A 13,963-nucleotide genomic window follows, 5' to 3' on the forward strand; every position below is an offset into this window, starting at 1 on the left:
AGCAACAAGGCGGCGACGTCTCAGCCGGTCAGCACGGTACGCAACCTGTCCAGGCATCGCTGCATTTCCTCTTCATCCAGATGCCCGAAGCCCAGCCGCAAGCCGGCCGAGACAGTCGAGCCGGGAACGACCGCACACTGACTGGCCGTCACACAGGGCAGATCTCCCACTTCGGCTTGCTGCAAGCGCCGTGCCGCAGGACTGCCATCGGCTAGCCGAAGCCAGATCGCCAGCCCACCTGCTGGCATGGTGTAGTCCCACAAACCTCGATCAGAACGCAGCAATGCCAGCAGCCGACGCCGTCGTTCGGCATAGATGCGCGTGACCCGCCGCACATGGCGCTTCAACTCGCCGTTGGCCATCAGGGCGGCCACGGCCAGCTCGGTGACGGCATTACCCTGGCGATCGATCTGCAATACCTGTCCGGCACAGCGACGGATGACCGCTGCGGGCGCCACGATATAACCGATGCGCAGACCAGGTGCCAGCACCTTGGAGAGAGAACCGATGTAAAACACATGACGCAAACCATCCACGGCCGCCATGGGCATGACTGGGTGATGGGCAAAGTGGAATTCGTGATCATAGTCATCCTCGATCACGGCAAAGCCATACCGAGCCGCCAGCGCCAGAATCGCCATGCGCCGCTCCGCCGACAGACAGACAGTCGTCGGATACTGGTGCTGCGGCGTCAGATACACCACCCGCACTCGCTCACGCAGGCACAGCGCCGCCAATGCGACAGGGTCGGCACCGGCCTCATCCATGGCCAGCGGCAAAATGCGCGCACCGGCAGACAAAAAAGCCTGCCGGGCTGGCGGATAGCTTAATTGCTCCATGACCACGCAATCACCCGGTGCCAACAGCAGCCGTGCCGCGATGAAAATCCCCATCTGGCTGCCGCGCACCAGACAGAGATTGTCGGCATCAACGGCCAGCCCGCGCTCCATGCGAAGCATCTGCGCCAATGCCTCGCGCAGCGGCAATGACCCGCGTGGATCATCATAGGCCAGACGGTTACTGCGAGCGCTGTGAATCAGCGCCTTGCGAAACGCGCGTCCCAGGACATCAAATGGAATCAGCCGGGTATCCGGCGCCCCATCCGGCACCCGGGCCAACAGGCTGGCCCCCTCCCCCTCCTCGCCCCCTTGCAAGGCATAAGCCGCCTCACCGCTCGCCGCGGCAGGCGACGCCGTCAGCACGGGGGGCATGGGCAGGGATTCGGCCACAAAGGTGCCACGTCTTGGCTGGGTACGCAGCCACCCCTGAGCGATCAGTTCATCCAAAGCCAGCACCACCGTCTTGCGGTTGACCCTCAAGTGTGCCGCCAGCTCGCGACTACCGGGCAACACCATACCGGGCGGCAAACGGCCCGACAGGATGGCCTCGGTCAAAGCCTGCACCAATTGCAAGTGCAGAGAGGGGGCATCCTGGCGGTTCAGCACCAGGGACAACGACCAGGAACGAAACATCAGCACTCCTTCTGGACCATGTTTTTTATTATAACTGGATGTTTTTAGCGGGCCAGTGCTGACATAGCCTATAGGAAATCCATGGCAAGGAGGCACCGATGCCCATTTATCCCCTGGCGCGTAACGCCGATGACATTACCCACAATCTGCAACAGGTCCGACACTGCATGGCACAGGCCTGCCTGCGCGTCGGGCGGGCAACAGACAGCGTCCGACTGCTGCCGGTAAGCAAAACCGTCGATCTTGAACGACTCCGCGCCGCCCACCAGGCTGGCTGCCTTGAGTTGGGTGAAAACAAAGTGCAAGAAGCCCACGGCAAGGCGCAGACACTGAGCGAGCTGCAAGATTTGCGCTGGATTCTGATCGGCCACCTGCAGACCAACAAAGTGCGCCACGCCGTACAATTTGCGAGCGAATTTCAGGCGCTGGATAGCCTGCGCCTGGCGGAAGAATTGGATCGCCGCCTGCAACAGGTCGGCCGGGGCCTCCCTGTCATGGTTCAGGTCAACACCTCGGGCGAAGACAGCAAATACGGCCTGCCGCCGGACCAGGTGGCAAGTTTTCTCCAGGCGCTGCGACCGTTTCACAGCCTGCAAGTCACCGGGCTAATGACCCTGGCCATGCTGTCCAGCGAAACCCAGGCGGTCCGCCAGTGTTTCCGCCGCTTGCGCCTATTGCGAGACCAGTTGCGCGAGCAGGCGCCGGCGGGTATGTCGCTTGAGCATCTGTCCATGGGCATGTCCGGTGATTACGAACTGGCAATCGAAGAAGGGGCCACGGTGGTTCGCGTCGGCCAGGCCATCTTCGGCGCCCGCACCATTCCCGACAGTCATTACTGGCCCGAACACGACAAGGAGAACCTCCATGTCTAAAACCGCCTGGCTCATCCAGCATGTCGCTTTTGAAGATGCGGGCCTGTGGACACCGCTATTGCACCAGGTCGGCTACCGGATCGAAAAACGGGAGGCCGGCACAGACCTTCTGCCGGCGGTCTTGCCCGGAGAGGAAGACCTGCTGATCGTCTTGGGTGGCCCGATCAGCGCCAGCCAGGTGACCCGATACCCCTTCCTGAGCGCAGAGCTGGACTTGATCCGGACACAACTGACAGCACGCCGCCCCGTCCTGGGTGTCTGTCTGGGGGCTCAGTTGATGGCCTGCGCGCTGGGCGCCAGGGTCAGCCCGATGGCGCGCCAGGAAATCGGTTATGCCCCGCTCATGCTGACCGAAGCCGGGCGCGACTCCGTGCTCGCTCCGCTGGATCACCTACCGGTACTGCACTGGCATGGAGAACAGTTTGCCATTCCCGACTCGGCACAGCATCTGGCCTACAGCGAACAATGCCCCTTTCAGGCCTTTGCCATCGAGCGCCACGCGCTGGCCCTGCAATGCCATCTTGAAGTCGACCCGAACAAACTGGAACGCTGGCTAATCGGCCATACCGCCGAATTGGCGCATGCCGGCATCGCACCCGAAACACTGCGCCAGCAGGCACAACGTTTGGGCCAGGCCGTCGTGCCGCAGTCGCGCAAGGTCTTTCAGCAATGGCTTGAGCAATGGGAGGCGACACGATGACGCGTTGGAAAGTCACATTGTGGCATCACCAGATCTTGTGGGGCGTCTTTGAAACCGAGGTACCGCAGGCTGAGCAGGTCATCACGCAACTCTTGCAACTGCTGTCACCAGCACAGGGGTTTCAGGCTGAGGTACGCTGTGCTGAGCAGGAAAGCCGGCTGATCGAAACCGGCCCGACAGGCACTCGCCTGCTGGCCATCACCCCACACTTCCGCCAGGTCGACTGGCCCGTCCCGGCTTGAAAACAAAAACGGCCCGGCGTTGACACGCCGGGCCTTGGCTGACATCAGGACAGATTACTGCGCAGCGGAAGCGGCTGCCCCGCCCACGCTTTCCAGCACGGTCCACTTGCCCCCCACCACCTTGTAGACGGTGATGCCACCGATCTTCAGGTCACCCTTGCTGTCGTACCCCAGGTGCGGGGTAGTCACGGCATCGGTGTAATCGATGGACGCCAGTACCGGCAGGTACTTGGCCGGATCGGACGAATCAGCCTTTTGCATGGCGGCAATCATCACGCGGGTCGCGTCATAGCCGTACGGCGAGTAAGTGGCGACTTCTTCGTTGAAGCGAGCCTTGTAGCGGGTCGCATAATCCTTGCCCTTGGGCATCTGCTCCAGCGGCAGACCGGCCAGCGAGGCCAGCGTGCCCTCGGCTTCGGCACCGGCAACCTTGAGGAAGTCCGGGGTCTTGGTCATTTCGCCGGAAACCAGCGGCGTGGTGATGCCCAGGCGCTTCATCTGCTTGGCCATCGGGGCCGACTGCGCATCGGCGCCACCGTAGTAGATGATGTCCGGATGCAGGCCCTTGAGCGAGGTCAGGATCGCCGCAAAGTCGGTCGACTTGTCGGTGGTGTATTCACGCTTGACCACCTTGCCGCCGGCGCCTTCCACGGCCTTGGCGAACTGATCGGCCAGACCCTGGCCATAGGCGGTACGGTCATCGATGATGGCGATGTTCTTGGCACCCAGCTTCTTCACCACATACTCGCCCATCACGCTGCCCTGCTGGGTATCCGAGGTCATGGAACGGAAGGTGGTCTTGAAGCCTTGCGCCGTAAAGGCCGGAGCGGTCGCCATGGCGATCTGGGGAATACCGGCGTCGGAGTAGAGCTTGGAAGCCGGAATCGAGGTACCCGAGTTGAAGTGACCGATCACACCGCTGACCTTCTCGTCGATCAGCTTCTGGGCCACTTCGGTAGCGGTCTTCGGATCGGCCTGGTCATCCATCACTTCCAGTTCGAACTTGACCGGCTTGCCGCCCAGGGTCGGATGGGTGGCGTTGGCGTCTTCGATCGCCAGGGTCACGCCATTCTTGTACTCGGCACCATAATGCGCCTGCGGCCCGGTCAGCGGGGCAACAAAACCCAGCTTGACCACGGCGGCGCCACTGTCTGCCGCGGCGCCGGAAGCGGCGGCCGGTGCGGACGCATCTTCCTTCTTGCCGCAGGCGGCCAGCGCCAGCGCTGCCATCACGGACAGGGTAACAACAGTCAGTTTGCTTGCTTGCATCGTTCGTCCTTCTCGTTATGTTTTGATCCGCACGGCTATCGAGAGCGCACGGTTTCCCCATGATTCCATGGAAACAAGGCATTATTTCAATGCATTACCTCCATGGCAACTACTACTCTTCCATACTCATCAGACTGGCATTGCCACCGGCTGCCGTGGTGTTGATGCACAAGGCCCGCTCCACCACCAGCCGATGCAATTCATAGCCCTCCGGCCCGGCTTCGATCAACGGCACGATGGCCCCGCTGCGGGCCGCCAGCGTACGGCGCACCGTATCTGCCAGCCCGGCCGGACCGGCAAACAGCACGGCATCCAGCGGCTCGCTGTCCAGCGGGGCATCGGCCGTATCCACCCAACCCGGCATCAGGGCGCACAGCTGGTCGTTTTCCACGCTATGCGGCAACAGGATGCGGTTGTCGCAACTCAGCGCGGCCACCATTTGCCGCAGCAGCTCGCCGCGCTCCGGTGCCAGACACGCCACCACCCCGCGGGCAGCGAAACGCAAGGTATTCTGTTCACCGGTCGGCCCCGGCAGAACAAGATCACCCAGCAAGGGGCTTTGCACTCGGCCGAAGGTCATCAACTCGCGCGCTTTGGCCAGTTCAGCCGACGACAGTCCCCAGTTCGCCAGGGCACCGTTCAGGGCAACCAGGCCCGGCAGTGCGGCTTCCTGATGGCGGATCGCCAGCGTCGGGCGCCAGGCGGCTCGTGTCAGCCGGTACAGATAGAAAGGTCCGCCGGCCTTCGGGCCGGTACCGGACTTGCCCTCCCCCCCAAACGGCTGCACACCGACGACGGCGCCGACAATATTGCGGTTGACGTAGACATTGCCCGCCTTGACCTGCCGGGCTACATGCTGGATGGTCTCGTCGATGCGGCTGTGGACACCATGAGTCAGGCCATAGCCCGAGCGATTGACCTCGGCCAGCACCAGATCCAGCTGATCCGCAGCAAAACGGCGGACATGCAGCACCGGGCCGAATACTTCGCGCTCCAGATGGCTCAGATTGTCCAGCTCGATCAGCGTCGGCGCGACGAAATGCCCCTGGGCGGCAGACGCCGGCAAGGCCGTCTGGTGCATGGCACGGGCCAGCGGACGCATCTTCTCGATATGCGCCAGCAGACCGCTGCGCGCTTCCTCATCGATCACCGGACCAACATCGGTCGCCAGCCTGGCCGGATCGCCCACCACCAGCTCGTCCATGGCGCCACGGATCATGGTCAGGATCTTGTCGGCCACCTCATGTTGCAGATAGAGCACGCGCAATGCCGAGCAACGCTGACCGGCGGAGTCGAAGGCCGAGGCCAGCACATCGGTCACCACCTGCTCCGGCAGTGCCGTGCTGTCGACAATCATCGCGTTCTGACCACCGGTTTCCGCCACCAGCACCACATCGCCCCCCCGCTCGGCCAGCGAACGGTTGATCAGCTGTGCCACTTCGGTCGAACCGGTAAAGATCACCCCCTGAACACGGGCATCATTGACCAGGGCCGCCCCCACGACCTCACCACGGCCAGGCAACAGTTGCAGCACCGCACGCGGCACACCGGCCTCATACATCAGGCGCACCGCTTCGGCGGCAATCAGGCTGGTCTGCTCGGCCGGCTTGGCCAGCACGGTGTTACCGGCCGCCAGCGCAGCACTGACCTCCCCCAGGAAAATGGCCAGCGGGAAGTTCCACGGGCTGATACATACCACCGGCCCCAGCGCGGCCGGGGCCTTGACACTGAATTCGCGCGCAGCCTGGGCACCGTAATAACGCAGGAAATCAACCGCCTCACGAACTTCGGCAATGGCGTTGTTCAGTGTCTTGCCGGCCTCACGCACGGCCAGGGCCATCAGTTCGGGACAATGGGCCTCCAGCAAGTCCGCCGCGCGCGACAGGCAGGCGGCACGTTCGGCGGCCGGGGTGGCCGCCCAGCCGGCAGCGGCCTCAGCCGCAAAACCGACAGCTCGGCGGGCATCCTCGGCGCTGGCATCCGTCACTTGTCCGATGCGTTCGCTCAGGCAGGCGGGATTGCGCACCTCGCGGGCCGGGCCGCCCTCATGACGGTCATCCGCCAGCATCGGCCGAGCCTGCCAGTCACGCTGATCCGCCGCCATCAGGCGTTGCTGCAGATCGGCCAGAACCAGCTCGTTCGACAGATCCAGGCCGGCCGAATTACGGCGTTCGTCGCCATACAGCGCCACCGGCAGCGGAATCTTGCCGTGTGGCAGACCGGCGGTTTCGGCTGCCTGCTCGCACGGGTCAGTCACCAGTTCATCGATCGAGACCGATTCGTCGACAATACGATTGACGAAGGAACTGTTGGCACCGTTTTCCAGCAGGCGTCGCACCAGGTAGGCCAGCAGCGTCTGGTGCGAACCGACCGGCGCATAGATGCGGCAGCTGCGGCCCATATTGTGGTTGCCGACCACCTGGTCATACAGGGTCTCGCCCATGCCGTGCAGACACTGGAATTCATAGTCCAGTCCGGACGCCAGGGTGAAGACCGCCGAAAGCGTATAGGCATTGTGGGTGGCGAATTGCGGGAACACGGCGTCCTGGGCGGACAGCAGCTTGCGGGCGCAGGCCAGATAGGACACATCGGTGTGAACCTTGCGGGTATACACCGGATAGCCCGGCTGTCCGTCAACCTGGGCACGCTTGATCTCGGCGTCCCAATACGCACCCTTGACCAGACGGATCATGAAGCGATGGCCGGTCTCGCGCGCCAGTTCGATCAGGTAATCAATGACATAGGGACAACGTTTCTGGTAGGCCTGCACCACAATGCCAATGCCCTTGAAGCCGGCCAGGTCCGGATCACGCGCCAGGGCCTCGACCAGATCGAGCGAAATCTCCAGACGGTCGGTTTCCTCGGCATCGATGTTCAGGCCGATATCGTATTGCTTGGCCAGCAGGAACAGTGCCTTCAGGCGCGGCAGCAACTCCCCCATCACCCGATGGTGCTGGGCTCGGGAGTAGCGCGGATGAATGGCGGACAACTTGACGGAGATCCCCGGGCCTTCATACACCCCTCGCCCGTCACTGGCCTTGCCGATGGCATGAATGGCCGTGACATAGTCCTGGTAATAGCGCTCGGCGTCTTCCGCGGTCATGGCCGCTTCGCCCAGCATGTCGTAACTGAAGCGATAGCCGCGTGACTCACGCTCGCGGCCGTTATCCAGCGCCTCCTCGATGGTCTCGCCGGTGACGAACTGGCGCCCCAGCATGCGCATGGCCAGATCCACCCCCTTGCGGATCAGCGGCTCACCGCCCTTGGCGGCCAGTCGGGTCACGGCGGCAGACAGGCCCTGCTCACTGTAGGACGAAACCAGCTTGCCGGTGACCAGCAGGCCCCAGGCGGCGGCATTGACGAACAGCGAAGCACTGTTGCCCAGATGCGAGCGCCAGTCACCGCGGCCAATTTTGTCGCGAATCAGTTTGTCGGCGGTTTCCTTGTCCGGAATGCGCAGCAAGGCTTCTGCCAGGCACATCAGGGCCACCCCTTCCAGGCTGGAGAGGGAGAACTCATGCATCAGCGCATCCACGCCACTGGCACGGGTGCGTGTCTCGCGTACCTTGCTCACCAGACGGCGGGCCAGGCGCTGGGCAGCAAAGACTTGCTCGCGCGTCATGGCGGCCTGGGTCAGCAGGGTTTGCACACACTGCTGTTCGTCACGGCGATAGGCTTCGGTAATGGCTTGGCGCAGCGGTGTCTGCGCCTGGGCAAAGGCTTGGAATGGCATATGGTCTCCCCTGTACGGGCACGTTGACAGCGACCGGGCTGATGCCGGTCACTGGCATCGGAGGCGCCCCCAGCACCGACCGATGCACGTGCTTATTGATCTGTAGCGTGCAGTTTCAAACTCATCATAATATACCAAACAAATATGTTTTGTCCGACAATATAATTTATTCCATCAGTTTGATATAAGGCACTGCAAGACCCCTGGCAAAGCCGCATCAGACAGCGGAAGATGGCGTTGCAGTGGCAAAAAGTGGCGACTTGCGCCATCCTGTGCACACTGCAATCGCCTTTTATCCGGGAGAATTGTCATGCAAAACATCCTGTTCACACTCAACGCCAGCCCTTATGGCAGCGAACGCACGCTTTCCGGCCTGCGCCTGGCACTGGCCCTGTCCGATAGCGAGGCCAAACCGAAAATCACGCTATTTCTGCTTTCCGATGCCGTGGTCACGGCCATGCAAGGTCAGACGGTTGCCGCCGGCGCCACGCTGGGAGAAATGCTGCAGGATCTGCTGGCCACCGGCGCCACCGTCAAGGTCTGCCGAACCTGTACCACCGCACGTGGTATCGACGAAGCCCTGCTGATCAAGGGCGTGGGCATCGGCACCATGCCTGAGCTGGCCGAACTGACCCTGGCCGCCGACAAGGTACTGAGCTTCTGATCACGCCAGGGGCCGAGCGGGTCAGAGCGGTGGCAGCGGACAGTCACGATGACTGGTCCGGTTGTGCGCCATGACCCGCGCCGGGGCAGGCAACTGCAGCAACGTCACGCCGCAAGCGCTGAGCAAGACTAACAAGCGCTCATCCTGTCCCAGTATTTGCCCTTCCAGCACGCCCCCGTCAGCCAGAGCGACCCGGGTCGGCAGCGGTGAGCCATCATTGACGCTGGCAGAGAGCTGCTGAAAGCGAGCCTTGCCTTGTTCCAGCGCCGCCCCGAGCCAGACGGTCAGGGGCAACATCACGCCCCCTGCCAGCAACAGCAGCCATCCGCTCAGGCGGCGTACCGCCGGGCCAGGCAGGAACCATCGGCACAGCCAGGATTTCAGCCGGACGGACACAGATGGCAGGCACAGCCGGACCAGGCCTTTCAGGTACCAGCCGACACACAAACACACCATCGCCCCGAGCAGCAGCAGCCAGTTATGCGCGGCAAACAGGAAACCATTGAGTGTCACCACCTGGGGCGACTGGTCAAAGGGCGGCTCGGGCAAGCCGGCCGAGGCCCAGAAACCGAGTGCGAAAGCATGGCCGGCCATCCAGGACAGCAGCGCAATCAACGACAGCACTGCCGAACCGTATTTGAATGATTCGGCCAGCGAGGCCAGGATCGAAGGGGAAGTCTGAGACATCGGGCACTCCTGAACAATGGCCATGCACCCACGCGCCGACATGGCGGCAGATCTGAGCCAACAGGGAATGTCAAACGGCTGGCCGGTGCTGTCCATTCAGCGCGAAAAAAATGGCCTGCCGGGGGATGGCAGGCCAAAGGTAGAGATCAAACTCAAAACACAGGCATTAGCTGGCAGATAATTTAATTTCCGATTTCACCTCCTTGACGCCGTACACGGCACTGGCTGTATCCAAAAGTTGACTTTCGACCTGTTCACTGGCGGCAATGCCGCGCAGGGTCACACGTCCGTTATGGGCCACGACGTCGACTTCGGCGGCGCCGCTGGCGATGATGCCGGAGATGGCATCGGTGACTTGGCGAGCCAGGGTATCGTCTGCCGCCGAAATGGTCGGCAGGGACACGGGCTGAGCCAGAATGGCAGAGGCATCGGCGGCATACCACTCCACCGCATCCTGACGGGTCATGCTCGCGCTGAAGGCAAGCGCAGGCACCAGCAGCAGGCCGAGTGACAGCAAAGCGTGACGCATGAAGGTTCTCCCTATCCGGTTTGACTTGCCCTTCCTATTGCAACAAGCGTGCCAGCCTGATCAAACGCTGATAATTCAATGACTTGCATTTTTCTGTCGCCGTGCGTGGTGCCGATTTGTCGCCATCAGGCGACAAGCCAGGCGACCAAATCATTATCTTGTTGATCTGAAAAGAAAAAAGGCTGTCGTCAATCGACGACAACCTTTTCCGGCAAGCAGATCACTCAGCCCTGAGCCTTGAAACTGGCGGCATCCAGCTCATGCCGCTGCAACAGCCGGTAGAATTCCGTCCGGTTACGTTCAGCCAGCCGCGCCGCATCGGCCACATTACCCCCGGTCAATCGCAGCAGACGCTCCAGATAATCACGCTCCGTCTGGCGGCGGAACTCGGCCAGCGAGGGAATGGCATCGGACTCTTCGCTCACAGACTTCTGCACCTGGGCCAGGGTGACCACCGGCCCGGAACACAGCACACAGCACTGCTCGACCACATTGGCCAACTGGCGGATATTCCCCGGCCAGCGCGAGGACGACAGAAAGGCCAGCGCCTCCGGGGCAAACACCGGCAGGGGACGCTGGTAGCGTTGCGCAACCTGGCTGAGAAAATGTTGCGCCAGCAGCGGGATGTCTTCGCGCCGCTCGGCCAGCGGCGGCAAATTCAGCGTCACCACATTGAGCCGGTAAAACAGATCTTCGCGGAACTGGCCTTCGCGCATCAGGGTTTCCAGATCGCGGTGGGTGGCAGAAACCACCCGGATATCTACCGCACGAGCCCGCGCCGAGCCCACCGGGCGGACTTCACGATCCTGCAGCAGGCGCAGCAGTTTCACCTGCAGTGCCAGTGGCATGTCACCGATCTCGTCCAGAAACAAGGTGCCGCCATCGGCTTCCAGTACCAGCCCCTGATGCCTGGCCGAGGCACCGGTAAAGGCGCCTTTTTCGTGACCGAACAACTCGCTTTCCAGCAAATTCTCCGGAATGGCGCCACAGTTCACCGCCACGAACGGCCCCTGACTGCGTGCGCTGCAGCGATGCAGCGCACGAGCCAGCACCTCCTTGCCGGTTCCGCTCTCGCCGCGGATCAGCACACTGGCATCGGTGGCCGCCACCATGCGCGTCTGGGCCAGCAGCTCGGCCATTTGCGGACTGCGGGAAATCATGCCGCCCTGCCAGTCCTGCGGCGCCTGTTCGGCCACCTGCCCCCCCGATGCCACCAGGGCCTGCTCGATCTTGGCCAGCAGCTCGCGCCCTTCAAAAGGTTTGACCAGGTAGCCGAAGACGCCGCGGCCAACGGCCTCGAGGGCATCCGGCACCGTCCCGAAGGCGGTGAGAATGATCACCGGCAACGAGGGGAACCGCCGGCGGACCGCTTCGAACAAGCCGAGGCCATCCATGCCGGGCAGGTGCCAGTCGGTCACCAGCACATCGACACGGTGGGATGCCACGACATTCAAGGCGGCTTCGGCACTGGCGACCGCCTCGACCTGATGCCCGGCAGCCGTCAGGCGCATGCTGACCAGACGCAGCAGATCGGCATCATCATCGACCAGCAGGATCTGTGCACTCATGAGCCGGCCCCCGGTTTGCGGGTGCTTTTACGTGCCATGCTCTTTTCCAGCGCGGTCAACGCGGTAATCTTGGCGTTCAGATCGTCAATGCGCTGCTGCTGATCACGGATCTGGGACGACAATTTGTCGGCGCGCTCGTCCGCCCGGCGTCGCTCGCTCAGTTGCCGGTCCAGCAGCGCGGCCAGTCCGGCCAGTGCAGTGTCCCGCTGTACCTCGGTACCATTGAGCACGCTGTCCACCAGACTGCGCGCCCGCGCGAGGTCGGTCTTGCTATCCGACTGGGTGATAATCTGTGCCGCCAGTTTGAGCCGGTCTGCCGCACACACGGCCTTGGTGCTGTTAAAGGCGACGCGCGGCTCGCGCAGCCCGGACAGGGCCCAGTCGGCATCATGGCAAAACAGTTCCGGCATGCGGGCCTGTTGCGCGCGCGTACTGTTCCAGGCACAGCCGGCCAGCAACAGCAAAGCCGCCAGGGAAGTAGATCTAAGCAAAGTCATGTTGTTTTTCCATTTTCCGGCCACCACAGCTCGAAACAGGCTCCCGGGCCAGTCGATGCCACCAGGCGGACATCGCCCCCCATCAACTGGGCAAAAGTGCGAGCCATGGTCAGGCCAATTCCCGATCCGGCCGACTCTCCTTGCGGAGGCTTGCCGCTATAGAACGGGTCGAAAATGCGATCGACCTCGGCCGGGCTGACGCCTGGCCCCTGGTCGCTCACCTGAATGTAAATGCAGTCGCGTTCGCGACGTGCCTGCAATGTGATTTCCCCGCCGATGGGAGAAAAGCGGATAGCATTGATCAGCAGATTGTCGAGAATGGTCTGTACCTTGTGCTCATCCCCCTGCACCTGCTCGACCTCCAGCGCGGAACGAATGCGCAACTGTCGACGCTCGATCAGGGCAAGCCAGTCATGCTCGCGGCACGCCAGCAGTTGTGGCAGGGAGAAGGGACGAAAAATGACCTGCTGTCCAAGCCAGCGTGCCACATCATGCTTGAGCAGGGTTTCCACGCGGGAACGCAGGGTCACCACATTGCTCTGCTGGATGGCGATGATTTCGCGCTGCGCCTGGTTGAGCGGGCCGGGCACTTCGTCGGCCAGCAGGGCGGAGGCCTCACTGATGGCCGCCAGCGGCGTTTTCAGTTCATGAGAGACCTGACGGAAGAAACTGGCTTTTTCCGATTCCAGCTGCTCCAGACGTCGGTCCAGACCAGCCAGTGCGTCGGCCAGATCGCGCACATCACTGGGACCGGCCACTTGCCAGGACTGTCCACGCACACCTTGCGCCAGCCGACCGATGCGTTGCCGCAATTTGCCCAGCGGCGCGAACAGGATGTAGCCCAGAATCATCGCCAGCATCAGGGCCAGCAACAGCGAGAACAATGCCAGACGATTGGCTTCGGCGTGCTGCTGGCGCAGGCTGTCGGCCCACTGGCGCCGCTCGACCTGCACCTGACGCCGCAGGCGCAATTCCATCTGGGCATGGTTGCTGCTCAGGGCATCGAACTGCGCGACCACCCGATCACTTTCCGGCGGAGAAGAGGCATCCAGCCAGGACTGCAGCAATTGCACCCGCTGCTGGTCGTCGCGCAGCAGACTCCCCAGCACCGGGTCCGGTACCTCTGCCAGTGTATTCGCCGGCGTTGCCAGATCCTGAGCAAAGCTCTGCGACAGCTGCAGCAGGGCCGGATCCTGCAACAACAGCCATTGCCGCATGCTGCGCTCGAGGTGCTCCTCCCGGTCTGACAGCGTGCGCAGAGCCTGCTGCCAGCGATCGATATTCGCCATGCGCGCCTCGGCCTGGAAAGCCAGCTGGTCGAGTTGCCACCACATGCGGACCAGTGCCAGTGAAGGCAGCATGGTGACCAGCAGCAATGAGCAAACCAGCAGGGTGCGGAAAGAGACGGGTAAACGCAACATGGACATCCTCACGGAACGTTCGAGCCAGGCAGACACGACGAATCAGAATTTTACGCAAAGATGCAGCATGATTCAGAACAATCTTCCTCAGCCCCGCCCTGTATGGCTGACAGCCGAAGCCATCGCGGCACCACAAAGCAAAAAGCCCAGACCTGAGGTCTGGGCTTTGCATGGGGAGTCTGGCAGTGTCCTACTTTCACACGGCGAATGCCGCACTATCATCGGCGCTAAGGCGTTTCACGGTCCTGTTCGGGATGGGAAGGCGTGGGACCACCTCGCTATGGCCGCCAGACATAAACTGTCTACAAA

At 62.4% G+C, this 13,963-nt stretch carries 12 protein-coding genes and 1 rRNA gene; 4 read left to right on the plus strand and 9 right to left on the minus strand.

Annotated features, from left to right (window positions below; genetic code table 11):
• Window positions 1–20: 20 nt before the first annotated feature.
• Window positions 21–1,472, minus strand: coding sequence for a PLP-dependent aminotransferase family protein (locus tag JNO51_RS11105; RefSeq protein WP_215777079.1), 1,452 nt, complete (start codon window positions 1,470–1,472; stop codon window positions 21–23).
• Window positions 1,473–1,570: 98 nt separating this feature from the next.
• Here JNO51_RS11105 and JNO51_RS11110 point away from each other — a divergent pair, with 98 nt between their 5' ends.
• From JNO51_RS11110 to JNO51_RS11120, 3 genes are read left to right on the plus strand one after another with little or no spacing between them, the layout of a single operon-like run.
• On the plus strand, window positions 1,571–2,344 hold the full coding sequence (locus JNO51_RS11110) for a YggS family pyridoxal phosphate-dependent enzyme (protein WP_215777084.1): 774 nt from the start codon (window positions 1,571–1,573) through the stop codon (window positions 2,342–2,344).
• Window positions 2,337–3,044, plus strand: coding sequence for a glutamine amidotransferase (locus JNO51_RS11115; RefSeq protein ID WP_215777088.1), 708 nt, complete (start codon window positions 2,337–2,339; stop codon window positions 3,042–3,044). The genes JNO51_RS11110 and JNO51_RS11115 overlap by 8 nt, the downstream gene beginning before the upstream one ends.
• The gene (locus tag JNO51_RS11120; protein WP_215777097.1) at window positions 3,041–3,286 is read left to right on the plus strand and encodes a hypothetical protein; all 246 of its coding nucleotides are present in this window, start codon (window positions 3,041–3,043) and stop codon (window positions 3,284–3,286) included. Before JNO51_RS11115 ends, JNO51_RS11120 begins: the two co-directional genes overlap by 4 nt.
• A 54-nt stretch (window positions 3,287–3,340) precedes the next feature.
• On the opposite strand, the gene JNO51_RS11125 is transcribed toward JNO51_RS11120, so the two are convergent.
• Both JNO51_RS11125 and putA read right to left on the minus strand, forming a co-directional pair.
• Complete coding sequence (locus JNO51_RS11125; protein ID WP_215777100.1) at window positions 3,341–4,555, minus strand: branched-chain amino acid ABC transporter substrate-binding protein; 1,215 nt, start codon at window positions 4,553–4,555, stop codon at window positions 3,341–3,343.
• Window positions 4,556–4,667: 112 nt separating this feature from the next.
• Window positions 4,668–8,288, minus strand: coding sequence for a trifunctional transcriptional regulator/proline dehydrogenase/L-glutamate gamma-semialdehyde dehydrogenase (putA, locus tag JNO51_RS11130; RefSeq protein WP_215777104.1), 3,621 nt, complete (start codon window positions 8,286–8,288; stop codon window positions 4,668–4,670).
• A gap of 310 nt (window positions 8,289–8,598) precedes the next feature.
• Between putA and JNO51_RS11135 the strand changes: the two genes are divergently transcribed.
• Complete coding sequence (locus JNO51_RS11135) at window positions 8,599–8,952, plus strand: DsrE/DsrF/TusD sulfur relay family protein (protein WP_215777107.1); 354 nt, start codon at window positions 8,599–8,601, stop codon at window positions 8,950–8,952.
• 21 nt (window positions 8,953–8,973) lie between these two features.
• Here JNO51_RS11135 and JNO51_RS11140 read toward each other — a convergent pair whose 3' ends face one another.
• From JNO51_RS11140 to rrf, 6 genes are all read right to left on the minus strand, one after another.
• The gene (locus JNO51_RS11140; RefSeq protein ID WP_215777111.1) at window positions 8,974–9,639 is read right to left on the minus strand and encodes a hypothetical protein; all 666 of its coding nucleotides are present in this window, start codon (window positions 9,637–9,639) and stop codon (window positions 8,974–8,976) included.
• 166 nt (window positions 9,640–9,805) lie between these two features.
• Window positions 9,806–10,168 carry a BON domain-containing protein gene (locus JNO51_RS11145; RefSeq protein ID WP_215777114.1) on the minus strand — a complete coding sequence of 121 codons (363 nt, stop codon included), beginning with the start codon at window positions 10,166–10,168 and terminating at the stop codon, window positions 9,806–9,808.
• A gap of 224 nt (window positions 10,169–10,392) precedes the next feature.
• Window positions 10,393–11,736 (minus strand): sigma-54 dependent transcriptional regulator, encoded by a 1,344-nt coding sequence (locus JNO51_RS11150; RefSeq protein WP_215777117.1) that lies wholly within the window; start codon window positions 11,734–11,736, stop codon window positions 10,393–10,395.
• A complete protein-coding gene (locus tag JNO51_RS11155; protein ID WP_215777119.1) occupies window positions 11,733–12,233 on the minus strand; it encodes a hypothetical protein in 501 nt (166 codons plus the stop codon). The genes JNO51_RS11150 and JNO51_RS11155 overlap by 4 nt, the downstream gene beginning before the upstream one ends.
• A complete protein-coding gene (locus tag JNO51_RS11160; protein WP_215777123.1) occupies window positions 12,230–13,654 on the minus strand; it encodes a sensor histidine kinase KdpD in 1,425 nt (474 codons plus the stop codon). The genes JNO51_RS11155 and JNO51_RS11160 overlap by 4 nt, the downstream gene beginning before the upstream one ends.
• 177 nt (window positions 13,655–13,831) lie before the next feature.
• Window positions 13,832–13,946: ribosomal RNA gene (gene rrf, locus JNO51_RS11165) — 5S ribosomal RNA — on the minus strand.
• Window positions 13,947–13,963 lie beyond the last annotated feature (17 nt).

This window comes from Paludibacterium sp. B53371, assembly GCF_018802765.1.
Lineage (GTDB): Bacteria > Pseudomonadota > Gammaproteobacteria > Burkholderiales > Chromobacteriaceae > Paludibacterium.

Excerpts from the sequence above, each read along its gene's own strand:
- JNO51_RS11105 (WP_215777079.1), bottom strand. The coding sequence starts at position 1,472 with ATGTTTCGTTCCTGGTCGTTGTCCCTGGTGCTGAACCGCCAGGATGCC.
- JNO51_RS11110 (WP_215777084.1), top strand. The coding sequence starts at position 1,571 with ATGCCCATTTATCCCCTGGCGCGTAACGCCGATGACATTACCCACAAT.
- JNO51_RS11115 (WP_215777088.1), top strand. The coding sequence starts at position 2,337 with ATGTCTAAAACCGCCTGGCTCATCCAGCATGTCGCTTTTGAAGATGCG.
- JNO51_RS11120 (WP_215777097.1), top strand. The coding sequence starts at position 3,041 with ATGACGCGTTGGAAAGTCACATTGTGGCATCACCAGATCTTGTGGGGC.
- JNO51_RS11125 (WP_215777100.1), bottom strand. The coding sequence starts at position 4,555 with ATGCAAGCAAGCAAACTGACTGTTGTTACCCTGTCCGTGATGGCAGCG.
- putA (WP_215777104.1), bottom strand. The coding sequence starts at position 8,288 with ATGCCATTCCAAGCCTTTGCCCAGGCGCAGACACCGCTGCGCCAAGCC.
- JNO51_RS11135 (WP_215777107.1), top strand. The coding sequence starts at position 8,599 with ATGCAAAACATCCTGTTCACACTCAACGCCAGCCCTTATGGCAGCGAA.
- JNO51_RS11140 (WP_215777111.1), bottom strand. The coding sequence starts at position 9,639 with ATGTCTCAGACTTCCCCTTCGATCCTGGCCTCGCTGGCCGAATCATTC.
- JNO51_RS11145 (WP_215777114.1), bottom strand. The coding sequence starts at position 10,168 with ATGCGTCACGCTTTGCTGTCACTCGGCCTGCTGCTGGTGCCTGCGCTT.
- JNO51_RS11150 (WP_215777117.1), bottom strand. The coding sequence starts at position 11,736 with ATGAGTGCACAGATCCTGCTGGTCGATGATGATGCCGATCTGCTGCGT.
- JNO51_RS11155 (WP_215777119.1), bottom strand. The coding sequence starts at position 12,233 with ATGACTTTGCTTAGATCTACTTCCCTGGCGGCTTTGCTGTTGCTGGCC.
- JNO51_RS11160 (WP_215777123.1), bottom strand. The coding sequence starts at position 13,654 with ATGTTGCGTTTACCCGTCTCTTTCCGCACCCTGCTGGTTTGCTCATTG.